This is a genomic window from Pantoea sp. GbtcB22, assembly GCF_019091025.1.
In the GTDB taxonomy this organism is placed as follows: domain Bacteria; phylum Pseudomonadota; class Gammaproteobacteria; order Enterobacterales; family Enterobacteriaceae; genus Pantoea; species Pantoea leporis.
Genome location: NZ_JAGXKB010000760.1, coordinates 1 through 239, shown reverse-complemented (window position 1 = coordinate 239; position 239 = coordinate 1). Strand labels below are relative to the sequence as shown.

Below are 239 nucleotides of genomic sequence, written 5' to 3'. Positions count from 1 at the left end.
CCATCACCGCGCGCTATCTCAACACCCTCATAGCTGACTGGATCCTTGAGGATCTTAGCGCGCGACCCACCCCTCTGCAGGTGCTGGAAATTGGCGCAGGAACGGGAGCAACAACCGAACGGGTGCGTGAATTGCTGCAGGGAAAGTATGGTGACACGCCCCCTGTGACCTGGGAATTCAGCGGTGTTTCACGTTTCTTTTTGGTCAACGCGCAACAACGGTATGGGGATCTGCCTTGG

The 239-nt window shown here is 56.9% G+C and carries 1 protein-coding gene; it reads left to right on the top strand.

Annotation, left to right across the window (positions count from 1 at the left end; genetic code table 11):
- The coding region (locus KVT28_RS26595; RefSeq protein WP_217551301.1) for a class I SAM-dependent methyltransferase at positions 1 to 239 on the top strand (239 nt) is incomplete at both ends.